10 protein-coding genes are annotated in these 15,043 nt (G+C 62.1%); 2 read left to right on the top strand and 8 right to left on the bottom strand.

Translation table 11 applies throughout. The features are described from left to right. From NKH23_RS33395 to rpsL, 4 genes are all read right to left on the bottom strand, one after another. Positions 1-130 (bottom strand): GTP-binding protein (locus tag NKH23_RS33395; protein ID WP_245513479.1); only part of this gene is annotated, 130 nt, incomplete at its 3' end. Between the two features lie 67 nt (positions 131-197). Next, positions 198-2,288, bottom strand: coding sequence for an elongation factor G (fusA, locus tag NKH23_RS33390; RefSeq protein ID WP_254817148.1), 2,091 nt, complete (start codon positions 2,286-2,288; stop codon positions 198-200). 30 nt (positions 2,289-2,318) lie between these two features. Beyond that, positions 2,319-2,789, bottom strand: a complete 471-nt coding sequence (gene rpsG, locus NKH23_RS33385; RefSeq protein ID WP_008875664.1) for a 30S ribosomal protein S7 — start codon at positions 2,787-2,789, stop codon at positions 2,319-2,321. 85 nt (positions 2,790-2,874) lie between these two features. Next, positions 2,875-3,246, bottom strand: coding sequence for a 30S ribosomal protein S12 (gene rpsL / locus NKH23_RS33380; RefSeq protein ID WP_006333356.1), 372 nt, complete (start codon positions 3,244-3,246; stop codon positions 2,875-2,877). A gap of 462 nt (positions 3,247-3,708) precedes the next feature. Here rpsL and NKH23_RS33375 point away from each other — a divergent pair, with 462 nt between their 5' ends. Beyond that, positions 3,709-3,990: a transcriptional regulator gene (locus NKH23_RS33375; RefSeq protein WP_254817147.1), complete on the top strand. Its 282-nt coding sequence runs from the start codon at positions 3,709-3,711 to the stop codon at positions 3,988-3,990. A gap of 124 nt (positions 3,991-4,114) precedes the next feature. Beyond that, complete coding sequence (locus NKH23_RS33370; RefSeq protein ID WP_352722010.1) at positions 4,115-5,044, top strand: Gfo/Idh/MocA family protein; 930 nt, start codon at positions 4,115-4,117, stop codon at positions 5,042-5,044. A 36-nt stretch (positions 5,045-5,080) separates the two neighbouring features. Here NKH23_RS33370 and NKH23_RS33365 read toward each other — a convergent pair whose 3' ends face one another. The 4 genes from NKH23_RS33365 to rpoB form a co-directional block, all read right to left on the bottom strand. Beyond that, complete coding sequence (locus tag NKH23_RS33365) at positions 5,081-5,452, bottom strand: hypothetical protein (RefSeq protein ID WP_352722009.1); 372 nt, start codon at positions 5,450-5,452, stop codon at positions 5,081-5,083. Positions 5,453-5,490: 38 nt separating this feature from the next. Then, a complete protein-coding gene (locus NKH23_RS33360) occupies positions 5,491-6,156 on the bottom strand; it encodes an O-methyltransferase (RefSeq protein ID WP_352722008.1) in 666 nt (221 codons plus the stop codon). A gap of 87 nt (positions 6,157-6,243) precedes the next feature. Then, positions 6,244-10,440: a DNA-directed RNA polymerase subunit beta' gene (gene rpoC, locus NKH23_RS33355; RefSeq protein ID WP_353027310.1), complete on the bottom strand. Its 4,197-nt coding sequence runs from the start codon at positions 10,438-10,440 to the stop codon at positions 6,244-6,246. Between the two features lie 139 nt (positions 10,441-10,579). Next, the gene (rpoB, locus tag NKH23_RS33350; RefSeq protein WP_292662592.1) at positions 10,580-14,716 is read right to left on the bottom strand and encodes a DNA-directed RNA polymerase subunit beta; all 4,137 of its coding nucleotides are present in this window, start codon (positions 14,714-14,716) and stop codon (positions 10,580-10,582) included. Positions 14,717-15,043 lie beyond the last annotated feature (327 nt).

Raw genomic sequence — 15,043 nt, 5'->3', positions numbered from 1 at the left:
GGTCGTAGCGCTTGTATTCGCCAAAATACTTGGTGATCGCCGCCGTCAGCGACGTCTTGCCATGGTCGACGTGACCAATCGTGCCAATGTTCACATGAGGCTTTGTGCGCTCGAATTTACCTTTTGCCATGTGATCTCTCCATTCCTGCCAGCCCGTGCGGGCCTTGAATTAAGTTACTGGTGCAACTCGTTTCGAGTTACGCGTATTTCTTCTGGACTTCCTGGGCGACCGCGGTCGGGACCGGTTCGTAATGGTCGAACTGCATCGTGTAGGCCGCGCGGCCCTGGCTCATCGAGCGAAGGTTGTCCACGTATTTGAACATGTTGGCGAGCGGCACCATCGCGTTGATCACCACCGCGACGCCACGGGCTTCCTGGCCCTGGATCTGGCCGCGACGGCCGTTCAGGTCGCCGATAACGCTGCCGACGTAATCTTCCGGCGTCACCACTTCGACCTTCATGATCGGCTCGAGCAACTGCACGCCAAGCTTGGGGGCTGCTTCACGGAAGCAGGCGCGGCCGGCGATTTCGAAGGCCAGAACCGACGAGTCCACGTCGTGGTAGGCGCCATCGATCAGCGTCGCCTTGACGCCGATCATCGGGAAGCCGGCGAACGGGCCCGAGGTCATGACGCTGTTGATGCCCTTTTCGACGCCGGGGATGTATTCCTTCGGCACAGCGCCGCCGACGATCTTGGTTTCGAACTCGAATTCGCTGCTTTCCGGATTCGGCTCGAACAGGATCTTGACGCGGGCGAACTGGCCGGTACCGCCGGTCTGCTTCTTGTGCGTGTAGTCCTGCTCGTGCTTGCGGGTGATCGTCTCGCGATAGGCCACCTGCGGCGCGCCGACATTGGCCTCGACCTTGAACTCGCGGCGCATGCGGTCGACGATGATGTCGAGGTGAAGTTCGCCCATGCCGGAGATGATCGTCTGGCCGCTTTCCTCGTCGGTCTTGACGCGGAAGGACGGATCCTCGGCGGCCAGGCGGTGAAGGGCGAGGCCCATCTTTTCCTGGTCGTTCTTGGTCTTCGGCTCGATGGCGATCTGGATAACCGGATCGGGGAATTCCATGCGCTCGAGGATGACCGGATGCAGCGGATCACTGAGCGTGTCGCCGGTGGTGGTGTCCTTGAGACCAGCGAGGGCGACGATGTCGCCGGCAAAAGCCTCTTCGACGTCGGCGCGCGAATTAGCATGCATCTGCAACATGCGGCCGATGCGCTCTTTCTTGCCCTTCACGGTGTTGTCGACCGAGATGCCCTTGGTGAGCTTGCCCGAATAGATGCGGGCAAAGGTGAGCGAACCGACGAACGGGTCGTTCATGATCTTGAAGGCAAGCATCGACAGCGGCTCGTTGTCGTCGGCATGACGCTCGATCTCGGCGTCGGTCTTGGCGTCGACGCCCTTGATGGCCGGGACATCGGCCGGCGACGGCAGATATTCGACGACGGCGTCGAGCAGCGGCTGCACGCCCTTGTTCTTGAAGGCCGAGCCGCAGAACATCGGATAGAACTTCACCGCGATCGTGCCCTTGCGGATGAGCGCACGGATCTCGTCGTTGCTCGGCATCTTGCCTTCGAGGTAATTCTCGAGCGCCGTCTCGTCCATTTCGACGGCGGCCTCGATCATCTTCTCGCGGTATTCTTCGGCACGGGCCTTGAGGTCGGCAGGGATCTCGACGATGTCCCAGGCTGCGCCCAGCGTCTCGTCGCGCCAGACCAGCGCGTTCATCTCGACGAGGTCGACGACACCCTTGAACTCGGTCTCGGCGCCGATCGGCAGCTGCATGACGACGGCATGCGCACCGAGGCGCGAACCGATCATCTCGACCGAGCGGTAAAAGTCGGCGCCGATCTTGTCCATCTTGTTGCAGAAGATCATGCGCGGCACGCGATACTTGTCGGCCTGGCGCCAGACGGTCTCCGTCTGCGGCTCGACACCGGCATTGGCATCGAGCAGCGCGATGGCGCCGTCGAGCACGCGCAGCGAACGCTCGACCTCGATGGTGAAGTCGACGTGGCCGGGGGTGTCGATGATGTTGAAGCGATACATCTTGCCGTCGCGACCCTTCCAGAAGGTCGTGGTGGCGGCCGACGTGATGGTGATGCCGCGCTCCTGCTCCTGCTCCATCCAATCCATGGTCGCAGCGCCGTCGTGGACTTCGCCGATCTTGTGCGACTTGCCCGTGTAATAGAGGACGCGCTCGGTGGTCGTCGTCTTGCCGGCGTCGATATGCGCCATGATACCGAAATTGCGGTAGTCTTCGATTTTATATTCGCGGGCCATGGGAGGTGCCTCTTCAGTCTCGTTCGCGCTTTACCAGCGGTAGTGCGCGAAAGCGCGGTTGGCTTCTGCCATCTTGTGGGTGTCTTCACGCTTCTTGACGGCGGTGCCGCGGTTGTTGGCCGCGTCCATCAGCTCGCCGGAGAGGCGGTCGACCATGGTGGTCTCGTTGCGGTTGCGGGCGGCGGCTATCAGCCAGCGGATGGCCAATGCCTGACGGCGCTCGGGGCGCACGTCGACCGGAACCTGGTAGGTGGCGCCGCCGACGCGGCGCGAACGCACTTCCACATGCGGCGCTACATTGTCGAGCGCCTGATGGAAGACGGTGACCGGCTCCTGCTTGGTCTTGGACTGGACCTGGTCGAGCGCGCCGTAGACGATGGTCTCGGCAACCGACTTCTTGCCGTCATACATGACGGCGTTCATGAACTTGGTGACGATCAGATCGCCGAACTTCGGGTCCGGATTGATCTCACGCTTTTCTGCACTGTGACGACGGGACATTTTTTCTCTGCCTCAATTCTACGCGGTGGCCTGGATCCCGGATCGTCGCTTGACGCCGCCCGGAACGACCTCGGCTACGCTTCGGTCACTTCGGACGCTTGGCGCCGTATTTCGAACGGCGCTGCTTGCGGTTCTTCACGCCTTGCGTGTCGAGCACGCCGCGGATGATGTGGTAACGGACGCCCGGAAGATCCTTGACGCGACCGCCGCGGATCATCACCACCGAGTGCTCCTGAAGGTTGTGGCCTTCGCCGGGGATGTAACCGATCACTTCAAAACCATTGGTCAGGCGGATCTTGGCCACCTTGCGCAGCGCCGAGTTCGGCTTCTTCGGCGTCGTGGTGTAGACGCGCGTGCAGACGCCCCGCTTCTGCGGGTTCTGCTGCATGGCCGGGACCTTGTTGCGCTTCACCGGCGCAATGCGCGGCTTGCGGATCAGCTGGTTGACGGTAGGCATTAAACCCTCTTGTCTCTCAATTCCGTGTCTTGCCCGGTCAGGGCCGCTCAAAGCGTCATTTCCATACGCAAATTCGGGCCACAAACCGCGCCTCGCGGTCTTGCCCGAACAAATGGCAGAGGAAGCGGAAGCCGCTTCATGCACGCCGGAAATGTCTTTTCGCTCGTAAAACGAACCCTGTTTGAGGCAAACTCCAAAGCGTGTCGCTTCGGAAGCAAGAGCCTCACATCGGTTCTGACTGGGCGGCTTCTACTCGTATGGTCACCGTCCGTCAACCCCGGAGCGGCAAATATTGCGCTGAACCCGAGGCTTGGCAGCCATGCGAAAAACGCATGTAATTTTCTTGCGGCGTTTTTCAAGAGGAAGGCAGAATGTGACCGGCTTGCGGCTGTTTCCGGGCCGTACTTCGTGCGAAAAGGCGGCATGAATAGCCAAAACCCCCTCGCCCGGAGGTACGAACCCGTGAATGACAATGAGGAGCGCCCAGTCACCATTATTACCGGCCGGGTGTGGAAGCGCAAAGGCGGCAAGCCGGAAGGCGTGCATGTGATGCTGGTCGCGCCGGACGACGATTCGGCGGTGCGCCGCGCTCTCGAATCGCTTGCCGCGGAAGGTTATGCCGAGGCCGAGCTCGATCAGATCGGCGACCTGGACGGCGTGCCCGACGAGGAGCCGCATCTGTCCGCATATCAGGGCGCGCTCGAGGGCGAAGTGTCGATCGTAACGTTCGATGTGCCTATCTGAAGAGATCTGAATCGCGGTCGATCTCACGAGCCGGCGACAAAAGCCCGGCGACTTGCCCGGCACAAGTTCTCTGCTAAGAAGCGACCTCTGGCAAAACCAAGCACACTCAACCTGCGGAGCTCCCATGTCCTCTAATCCCATCAAGCTCGGCATCGTCGGTGTGGGGAAGATCGTCCGCGACCAGCACCTGCCGGCCTTGGCGAAGGACCAGGATTATCGCCTGGTCGCCGCAGCGAGCCGCCACGGCAAAGTCGAAGACATCCCGAATTTTCCGACGATCGAAGCGATGCTCGACGCGATGCCGGAGCTCGAGGCGGTGTCGCTGTGCATGCCGCCGCAGTTTCGCTATGACGCCGCACGCACGGCGCTGGTGGCGAAAAAGCATGTCTTCCTGGAAAAGCCGCCCGGCGCCACGGTCAGCGAGGTCGAAGACCTGAAGGCGCTGGCGGCAGCGAACGGCGTCTGCCTGTTCGCCAGCTGGCATTCACGCTATGCGCCGGCTGTCGAAGCTGCGCGTACATTCCTCGGCTCGACCACGATCAGGTCGGTCGCCATCAACTGGAAGGAAGACGTGCGCCGCTGGCATCCGAATCAGGAATGGATCTGGGCTCCCGGCGGCTTTGGCGTGTTCGATCCCGGCATCAACGCGCTGTCGATCGCCACCCACATCCTGCCGCCGATGTTCATCAGTTCGGCAGTGCTCGATTTCCCCGAAAACCGCGCAGCCCCGATCGCCGCCCATATCGCCTTCCGCACTTTGAACGGTCTGCCGGTGACGATGGAACTCGACTGGCGCCAGACCGGCCCGCAAAGCTGGGACATTCTGGCCGATACCGAGGCCGGATCGATGGTACTTTCTGGCGGCGGCTCAAAGCTGGCTGTCGATGGCCGCGTCGTTCACGAGGAGCCGGAAGCAGAGTACCCGATGCTCTACAAGCGATTCGCCGAGATCGTGCGCGCCGGCACCTCCGACGTCGACCTCGCGCCACTGCAGCACGTCGCCGATGCCTTCATGTTGGGCAAGCGCAATATGGTCGATGCGTTTTTCGATTGACACTGACGCCGGTAGGGCGACCTTGAAAGTTCCGGATCATCTTGGCTTGCGGTCCGGGAATTCTCCCGGACGAGGCGCAGAAGCAACGGGAGCCGTCCGGTGTCCTTGTTCAAGTTCGCTCATGACATCTTGAACCACCACCTCGAGATCGGCCTGCCCCCAGCCAAGCTCGGTGATTTCTCCATATCGCATGAAATTTGAACGGTCGAACCCGCCTTCAATGTCATTGTACGAAATCACGCTCCGGCCGATCAAACCTACGACCCAGATGCGATGATCACTCCCAGCAGGAGAGTGATGCAGCCATTCTTCTGGATCGATCTTGATCAGCTCCCAAAGTCTTCGCTGCCCAAAGCTCATGCGATCTCGGCCAGCGTTGATCAATTCCCAGATGGTTGCCTCGTTCAATTGACCATTCCTTCAAAAGCCCGCCGCCGGTAGCAGCTTCAGTCGACGATCGCTATTGCAAAGCCGTCATAGCCCTTGGCGCCAACAGTCTGGATCGCGGTGCCTTCCAGACGCTTGTCGCTGCCGATGAACGAGAACGCCGCGCGTGCCCCTTCGACATTGGCGTCGCGGCCATCTTCATTCACCACCGCGCCGTCACGGATGACATTGTCGCAGACGATGACGGTCCCCGGCCTCGAAAGACGCATCGCCCAGGACAGATAGTGCGGGTTGTTCGGCTTGTCGGCGTCGATGAAGATGAAGTCGAACGGCCCGGCATTCTCGGCGCCTAACGCCTCAAGCGATTGAAGCGCCGGTCCGACCCGCAGTTCCACCCGGTCCGACACCCCTGCACGTTCAAAATTCGACCGCGCGACGCTGGCGTGGTGCGGATCAAGCTCGAGCGTCACGACCTTGCCGTCCACGGGCAACGCTCGCGCCATCCAGATTGTCGAGTAGCCGCCCAACGTGCCGATTTCGAGTACCTTCTTCGCTCCCTGCATTCGCGCAAGAAGTGACAGCAGCTTGCCCTGTGCCGGCGAAACGTCGATCGGCGGCAGGCCCTGATCATGGTTGGCCGCCAGAACGGCATCGAGGGCAGCATCCGCCTCGAAAAGAGCCTCGACAATATAGTCGTCGACAGAAGCCCAGGTCTTCCTGCTCATCGTTTTCTTCTCCGATCCGATTGGGAGAGCCAAAATGCGAAAAGGGGCCACTTGGGCCCCTTTTCTATCTTCATCTTTCTTGCGCGCTTACTGTGCGGCGGAAGCCATGTCGGTCAGCATCGGCTCGGCGACCTCGACGCCGGACGCCTTGCGGCGCTCGTCGATGATCAACTCGTCGCGCGAGGTGGCGATGCGCCGGATCTGGCTCATCGTACCGCCGGTACCGGCCGGGATCAGCCGGCCGACGATGACGTTTTCCTTCAGCCCCTGCAGCATGTCGGTCTTGCCGGCAACCGCAGCTTCGGTCAGCACCCTCGTCGTCTCCTGGAAGGAGGCGGCCGAGATGAAGGACGGCGTCTGCAGCGAGGCTTTGGTGATGCCAAGCAGCACCGGCTGGCCTTCGGCCGGCTTCTTGCCTTCCTCGACCAGGCGCTCATTGACCTCTTCCAGCTCGATCACGTCGACGTGGTCGCCCGGAATGTAGGTCGAATCGCCCTGCGTGGTGATCTCGACCTTCTGCAGCATCTGGCGAACGATCACCTCGATGTGCTTGTCGTTGATCGACACGCCCTGCAGGCGGTAGACCTCCTGGATTTCGTTGACGAGGTAGGAGGCAAGCGCCTCCACGCCCTTGATCGCCAGGATGTCGTGCGGCGCCGGATTGCCGTCGAGGATATAGTCGCCCTTCTCGATGACGTCGCCGTCCTGGAGATGGAACGGCTTGCCCTTCGGGATCAGGTATTCGACCGGCTCAAGCGTCGAGTCATGCGGCTCGATGATGATACGGCGCTTGTTCTTGTAGTCGCGGCCGAAGCGGATCGTGCCATCGATCTCGGCGATGATAGCGTGATCCTTCGGACGGCGTGCCTCGAACAGTTCGGCCACACGCGGCAGACCGCCGGTGATGTCCTTGGTCTTGGCGCTTTCCATCGGAATACGCGCCAGCACGTCGCCGGGGCGAACCTGTGCGCCCGGCTCGACCGAAAGAATGGCCTCGACCGAGAGCAGGAAGCGGGCGTCGCCGCCCTTCGACAGCTTGCCGACCTTGCCCTTGGCATCCTGGACGACGATCGCCGGCTTGAGGTCGTTGCCGCGTGGCGTCGAACGCCAGTCGATGACCTCGCGCTTGGTGATGCCGGTCGATTCGTCGGCGGTTTCCTGAACGGAAATGCCATCGACCAGATCCTCGAATGCCACCCTGCCCTCGATTTCGGTGAGGATCGGGCGGGTATAAGGATCCCACTCGGCGATACGCTGGCCGCGCTTCACCTTGTCGCCATCGTCGACGAAGATGCGCGAACCGTAGGTGACGCGGTGCGTGGCGCGTTCCTTGCCGGCTTCGTCGAGGATCAGCACCGCCATGTTGCGGCCCATGACCATCAGCTGGCCGTCGGAGTTGCGCACCACGTTGCGGTTGCGGATCTCGACCTTGCCCTCGTACGAGGCTTCAAGGAACGAGGAATCCACCACCTGCGCCGTGCCGCCCATGTGGAAGGTACGCATGGTGAGCTGGGTGCCCGGCTCGCCGATCGACTGCGCCGCGATGACGCCGACAGCCTCGCCCTGGTTGACGGGCGTGCCGCGGGCCAGATCGCGTCCGTAGCAGACCGCGCAGACGCCGACCCTGACCTCGCAGGTCAGCGCCGAACGGATGCGGACCGACTGCACGCCGGCCTTTTCGATCTGTTCCACGTCACGCTCGTCCATCAGCGTTCCGGCCTTGACCAGAACCTCGCCGGTGACCGGGTGGGTGATGTCGTCGAGCGAGGTGCGGCCGAGAACGCGCTGGCCAACCGAGGCGACGACCTGACCGGCATCGACGATCGGCTGCATGGTGAGGCCCTTGTCGGTGCCGCAGTCGAGTGAGTTGACGATGCAGTCCTGCGCCACGTCGACGAGACGACGCGTCAGGTAACCCGAGTTCGCCGTCTTCAAGGCGGTGTCGGCCAGACCCTTGCGGGCGCCGTGGGTCGAGTTGAAGTACTCGAGCACGGTGAGGCCTTCCTTGAAGTTCGAGATGATCGGCGTCTCGATGATTTCACCGCTAGGCTTGGCCATCAGGCCGCGCATGCCGGCGAGCTGGCGCATCTGGGTGGGCGAGCCGCGCGCACCGGAGTGCGACATCATGTAGATCGAGTTCATCGGCTTCTGACGGCCGTTGTCCTCGAACTCGACCGCCTTGATGCGGGCCATCATTTCGTCGGCGACCTTTTCCGAGCACTTAGCCCAGGCGTCGACGACCTTGTTGTACTTCTCGCCCTGCGTGATCAGGCCGTCATTGTACTGCTGCTCGTACTCCTTGGCCAAAGCCTCGGTGTCGGACACCAGCTTGATCTTGGCGTCCGGGATCAGCATGTCGTCCTTGCCGAACGAAATGCCGGCACGGCAGGCGTGGCTGAAGCCGAGAGCCATGATGCGATCGCAGAAAATGACCGTCTCCTTCTGACCGCAATGGCGGTAGACGGTGTCAATCATCTTGGAGATGTTCTTCTTGGTCATCTCCTGGTTGGCGGTCTCGTAGGGCACGTTGTGGTTCTTCGGCAGAAGCTCGCCAATAATCATGCGGCCAGGCGTGGTGTCGTAGATCTTCGACACGACCTTGCCGTCGGCGTCGACCGTGCGGAAGCGTCCCTTGATCTTGGCGTGCAGCGTCACCGCCTTGGTCTCCAGCGCGTGCTGGAGCTCGCCCATGTCGGCAAACACCATGCCCTCGCCCGGCTCGTTCTGGTTGACGATCGAGAGATAGTAGAGACCGAGAACCATGTCCTGCGACGGCACGATGATCGGCGCGCCGGAAGCCGGGTGCAGGATGTTGTTGGTCGACATCATCAGCACGCGGGCTTCGAGCTGCGCTTCCAGCGACAGCGGCACGTGGACCGCCATCTGGTCGCCGTCGAAGTCGGCGTTGAAGGCCGTGCAGACCAGCGGGTGAAGCTGGATCGCCTTGCCTTCGATCAGGATCGGCTCGAACGCCTGGATACCGAGGCGGTGCAGCGTCGGTGCGCGGTTCAAAAGCACCGGATGCTCGCGGATGACCTCGTCGAGGATATCCCAGACCTCCGGACGCTCCTTCTCGACCAGCTTCTTCGCCTGCTTGACGGTCGAGGAGTAGCCCTTGGCGTCGAGACGGGCGTAGATGAAGGGCTTGAACAGTTCGAGCGCCATCTTCTTCGGCAGGCCGCACTGGTGCAGCTTGAGCTCCGGACCGGTGACGATGACCGAGCGGCCGGAATAGTCGACGCGCTTGCCGAGCAGGTTCTGACGGAACCGGCCCTGCTTGCCCTTCAGCATGTCGGACAGCGACTTCAGCGGACGCTTGTTGGCGCCGGTGATGACGCGGCCGCGACGGCCGTTGTCGAACAGCGCATCGACGGCTTCCTGCAGCATGCGCTTTTCATTACGCACGATGATGCCGGGCGCGCGCAGCTCGATCAGCCGCTTCAAGCGGTTGTTACGGTTGATGACGCGGCGATAGAGGTCGTTCAGATCCGACGTGGCGAAACGGCCGCCGTCCAGCGGGACAAGCGGACGCAGGTCCGGCGGGATCACCGGAACCACCTTCATGATCATCCATTCCGGACGGTTGCCGGATTCCATGAAGTTCTCGACGACCTTGAGCCGCTTCAGGTACTTCTTCTGCTTGAGCTCGGAGGTGGTCGAAGCCAGCTCCGAACGCAAATCGCCGGCGATCTTCTCGAGGTCCATGCCGGCCAGAAGGTCGTGGATCGCCTCGGCGCCGATCATGGCGGTGAACGAATCCTCGCCATACTCGTCGACGGCCATCATGTACTCTTCCTCGCTGAGCAGCTGGTGCTCCTTCAGCGCGGTGAGGCCGGGTTCGGTGACGATGTAGTTCTCGAAGTAGAGAACCCGCTCGATGTCCTTCAGCGTCATGTCGAGCAGCGTGCCGATGCGCGACGGCAGCGACTTCAGGAACCAGATGTGGGCGACCGGTGCTGCCAGCTCGATATGGCCCATGCGCTCGCGGCGGACGCGCGACAGCGTGACTTCGACGCCGCACTTCTCGCAGATGACGCCCTTGTACTTCATGCGCTTGTACTTGCCGCACAGGCACTCATAGTCCTTGATCGGACCAAAAATGCGCGCGCAGAACAGGCCGTCACGCTCCGGCTTGAAGGTGCGGTAGTTGATGGTCTCCGGCTTCTTGATCTCGCCGAACGACCAGGACAGAATCTTCTCAGGGCTGGCAAGCGAGATCCGGATGGAATCGAACACCTGCGCGGGCGCCTGGGGGTTGAAGAGATTCATGACCTCTTGGTTCATGCCGTTCTCCTTTTCGGGGTCCTCGAAAACCCCTTGCATCTAGCGCGGGCCAAACGCCCGCCGACTTGATCGGCCATCGGCCGAAGAATTTGGGTGCGCCCCGGTCGCGAGAGCCCTCTCCCGCGACCGAGCGTCTTGCTTATTCGGCCGCGTCGGGCAGCCGGATCGGGTTGTCGTCGAGCTTGGTGTTCTCCAGCTCGACATTGAGGCCGAGAGACCGCATTTCCTTGACGAGAACGTTGAAGCTCTCGGGGATGCCGGCCTCGAAGGTGTCGTCGCCTCTGACGATCGCCTCGTAGACCTTGGTGCGGCCGGCGACGTCGTCCGACTTCACCGTCAGCATCTCCTGCAGCGTGTAGGCGGCGCCGTACGCTTCGAGCGCCCAGACCTCCATCTCGCCGAAGCGCTGGCCACCGAACTGCGCCTTGCCGCCCAGCGGCTGCTGGGTAACGAGCGAGTACGGACCGATCGAACGCGCGTGGATCTTGTCGTCCACAAGGTGGTGAAGCTTGAGCATATATATGTAGCCCATCGTCACTTTGCGATCGAACGGTTCGCCGGTGCGTCCGTCATAGAGCTGCGACTGACCGCTGGTATGCAGGCCCGCCTGCTCCAGCATGATGTTGATGTCGGCCTCGTGCGCGCCGTCGAACACCGGTGTCGCGATTGAGACGCCGCGGCGCATCTGCTCGCTGAGGCGAACGATGCTCTCGTCGTCGTATTCGCGGACCGGCTCGTTGCGGTCGTTGGCCGGCATGAAGCTCTCGAGCGTCTTGCGCAGCGGCTTGATGTCGCCCGCCGTCTTGTACGCGTCGATCAGATCGCCGATCTTCCTGCCCATTCCGGCGCAGGCCCAGCCCAGATGCGTTTCCAGGATCTGGCCGACATTCATGCGCGACGGCACACCCAGCGGGTTGAGCACGATATCGGCATGCGTGCCGTCCTCGAGGAAAGGCATGTCCTCGACCGGAACGATCCGCGACACGACACCCTTGTTGCCGTGCCGGCCGGCCATCTTGTCGCCGGGCTGCATCTTGCGCTTCACGGCCACGAAGACCTTGACCATCTTCATGACGCCCGGAGGCATTTCGTCGCCGCGCTGCACCTTCTCGACCTTGTCCATGAAGCGCTGCTCGAGCGCCTTCTTGGAATCGTCGTACTGGCCACGCAGGGCTTCCAGTTCGCTCTGGAGCTTTTCGTTCTCCACGGCAAACTGCCACCACTGCGAACGCGGATACTCGTCGAGCGTGTCCTTCGACAGCTTCGAGCCCTTCTTGAAGCCCTTCGGCCCGGCAATCGCTTCCTTGCCGACGAGAACGTCGGAAAGACGCGAATAGACGTTGCGGTCCAGGATCGCCTGCTCGTCGTCGCGGTCCTTGGCGAGGCGTTCGATCTCCTCACGCTCGATCGCCATGGCGCGCTCGTCCTTCTCGACGCCGTGGCGGTTGAAGACACGCACTTCGACGACGGTGCCGAAGGTTCCCGGAGGCATGCGCATCGAGGTGTCGCGCACGTCCGAGGCCTTTTCACCGAAGATGGCGCGCAGCAGCTTTTCTTCCGGCGTCATCGGGCTTTCGCCCTTCGGCGTGATCTTGCCGACCAGGATGTCGCCCGGCTGCACTTCCGCACCGATGTAGACGATGCCGGCCTCATCGAGGTTCTTCAGCGCTTCTTCCGAGACGTTCGGGATGTCGCGCGTGATCTCCTCCGGGCCGAGCTTGGTGTCGCGGGCCATGACTTCGAACTCCTCGATGTGGATCGAGGTGAAGACGTCGTCGGCGACGATGCGCTCGGACAAGAGGATGGAATCCTCGTAGTTGTAGCCGTTCCACGGCATGAACGCGACCAGCACGTTGCGGCCGAGGGCCAGATCGCCGAGCTCGGTCGACGGGCCGTCGGCAATGATGTCGCCCTTGTTGACCCGGTCGCCCATGCGCACCAGCGGACGCTGGTTGATGCAGGTGTTCTGGTTCGAACGCTGGAACTTCATCAGCCGGTAGATGTCGACGCCGGACTTGCCGGGATCGAGATCTTCCGTGGCGCGGATGACGATACGCGTCGCGTCCACCTGGTCGACGATGCCGCCGCGGCGGGCGCCGATGGCGGCGCCCGAGTCACGGGCGACGATCGGCTCCATGCCGGTGCCGACGAACGGCGCTTCGGCGCGCACCAGCGGCACGGCCTGACGCTGCATGTTCGAGCCCATCAGCGCACGGTTGGCGTCGTCGTTCTCGAGGAACGGGATCAGGGCCGCGGCCACCGACACCATCTGCTTCGGCGACACGTCCATCAGATCGACGTTTTCGCGCGGCGCCATCATCACTTCGCCGGCGTTACGGCAAATGACGAATTCGTCGACGAAATGACCATTCTTGTCGAGCTCGGCATTGGCCTGCGCGACGTGGTGCTTGGCCTCTTCCATTGCCGAGAGGTAAACGACCTCATTGGTCAGCTTGCCGTTGACGATCTTGCGGTACGGGCTCTCGATGAAGCCGTATTTGTTGACGCGCGCGAAGGTCGCAAGCGAGTTGATCAGGCCGATATTCGGGCCTTCCGGCGTCTCGATCGGGCAGATGCGGCCGTAATGCGTCGGGTGCACGTCGCGCACTTCGAAACCGGCACGCTCGCGGGTCAGACCGCCCGGTCCAAGCGCCGAAAGACGGCGCTTGTGGGTGATCTCCGACAACGGGTTGGTCTGATCCATGAACTGCGACAGCTGCGAGGAACCGAAGAACTCGCGCACGGCGGCGGCTGCCGGCTTGGCGTTGATCAGGTCCTGCGGCATCACCGTGTCGATCTCGATCGAGGACATGCGTTCCTTGATCGCGCGCTCCATACGCAGCAGGCCGACGCGGTATTGGTTCTCCATCAGCTCGCCAACCGAGCGCACGCGGCGATTGCCGAGATTGTCGATATCGTCGATTTCGCCCTTGCCGTCGCGCAGTTCGACCAGCGTCTTGACCACGGCCAGGATGTCGTCCTTGCGCAGCACACGCACGGTATCCTCGGCCTTGAGCTCGAGGCGCATGTTCATCTTGACGCGGCCGACGGCCGACAGATCATAGCGCTCGCTGTCGAAGAACAGCGAGTTGAACATGGCTTCGGCGGTTTCGAGCGTCGGCGGCTCGCCGGGGCGCATCACGCGGTAGATATCGAACAATGCGTCCTGGCGGCTCTCGTTCTTGTCGACGTTGAGCGTGTTGCGGATATACGCGCCGACATTGACGTGGTCGATGTCGAGGACCTTGATCTCGTCCTCGCCGGTGCCGAGCAGCACTTTCAGCGTCTTTTCGTCGATCTCGTCGCCGGCTTCGAGGAAGATCTCGCCGGTCGCGTAGTTGACGATATCCTCGGCAAGATAGTTGCCGAGCAGATCCTCGTCGGTCGCCTTGATCGCCTTGAGACCCTTCTCGCCAAGCGCCCTGGCCTGGCGGGCGGTGATCTTCTTGCCGGCCTCGACGACGACTTCGCCGGTGTCGGCATCGACCAGGTCACCAACGGCCTTGAGGCCGCGGAAACGCTCGACGTTGAACGGGATGCGCCAGTGGTCGCCGGCGCGCTTGTAGATGATCTTGTTGTAGAAGGTCGACAGGATCTCTTCGCCGTCCATGCCGAGCGCCATCAGCAGCGACGTCACCGGAATCTTGCGGCGGCGATCGATGCGGGCATGCACGACGTCCTTGCTATCGAACTCGATGTCGAGCCACGAACCGCGATAGGGAATGACCCGCGCGGCAAACAGAAGCTTGCCGGACGAGTGCGACTTGCCCTTGTCATGGTCGAAGAAGACGCCTGGCGAACGGTGCATCTGCGAGACGATGACGCGCTCGGTGCCGTTGACGATGAAGGTGCCGTTCAACGTCATGAGCGGCATGTCGCCCATGTAGACGTCCTGCTCCTTGATGTCCTTGATCGACTTCGCGCCGGTATCCTCGTCGATATCGAACACGATGAGGCGCAGCGTCACCTTGAGCGGCGCCGCATAGGTCAGGTCGCGCTGACGGCATTCGTCAACGTCGAATTTCGGTCCCTCGAACTCATATTTCACGAATTCCAGCATCGAGGAGCCGGAAAAATCTGAAATCGGGAAGACCGACTTGAAAACTGCCTGCAGCCCCTCGTCAGGACGCCCACCCTTGGGCTCCTCCACCATCAGGAACTGGTCATAGGATGCCTTCTGAACCTCGATCAGGTTCGGCATCTCCGCAACTTCCGGGATCTTTCCGAAAAACTTGCGTACGCGTCTGCGGCCATTGAAAGTCTGGGTCTGGGCCATCGTCGCTCCTTAGCTCAATTCTCGGGACGAACCTCGCCGCGGCTCGCCTTGCATCTCGGGCCACCTTGGTGGCCCTGTCTTGTTGCCCGCCGCCTGTCGGCGGCTTCTTGTCTCTTCACCCGCCGCCAATTGGCGGTGGGCCAGAAACGGGAGAAAACCCGTTTCCTGAAGGCCGGTTTGCGGCCCTCAGGAAAGAGGTTTTCGCACTCTTCGCGTTACGCAGCCTCCCTTCGACGCGAAAGGAGTGGCGGGCGGGGCGGCCCCCGCCGCCGGGGGGGAACCCGTTAATAAGTAAAAACATGGGGCCGGGGGCGTGCAGCGGGGGCG

The sequence above is a fragment of the Mesorhizobium sp. M1328 genome (assembly GCF_040318075.1).
Taxonomy (GTDB): Bacteria; Pseudomonadota; Alphaproteobacteria; order Rhizobiales; family Rhizobiaceae; genus Mesorhizobium.
This window is presented reverse-complemented; position numbering and strand designations above follow the sequence as displayed.

Excerpts from the sequence above, each read along its gene's own strand:
- fusA (WP_254817148.1), bottom strand. The coding sequence starts at position 2,288 with ATGGCCCGCGAATATAAAATCGAAGACTACCGCAATTTCGGTATCATG.
- rpsG (WP_008875664.1), bottom strand. The coding sequence starts at position 2,789 with ATGTCCCGTCGTCACAGTGCAGAAAAGCGTGAGATCAATCCGGACCCG.
- rpsL (WP_006333356.1), bottom strand. The coding sequence starts at position 3,246 with ATGCCTACCGTCAACCAGCTGATCCGCAAGCCGCGCATTGCGCCGGTG.
- NKH23_RS33370 (WP_352722010.1), top strand. The coding sequence starts at position 4,115 with ATGTCCTCTAATCCCATCAAGCTCGGCATCGTCGGTGTGGGGAAGATC.
- NKH23_RS33360 (WP_352722008.1), bottom strand. The coding sequence starts at position 6,156 with ATGAGCAGGAAGACCTGGGCTTCTGTCGACGACTATATTGTCGAGGCT.
- rpoC (WP_353027310.1), bottom strand. The coding sequence starts at position 10,440 with ATGAACCAAGAGGTCATGAATCTCTTCAACCCCCAGGCGCCCGCGCAG.
- rpoB (WP_292662592.1), bottom strand. The coding sequence starts at position 14,716 with ATGGCCCAGACCCAGACTTTCAATGGCCGCAGACGCGTACGCAAGTTT.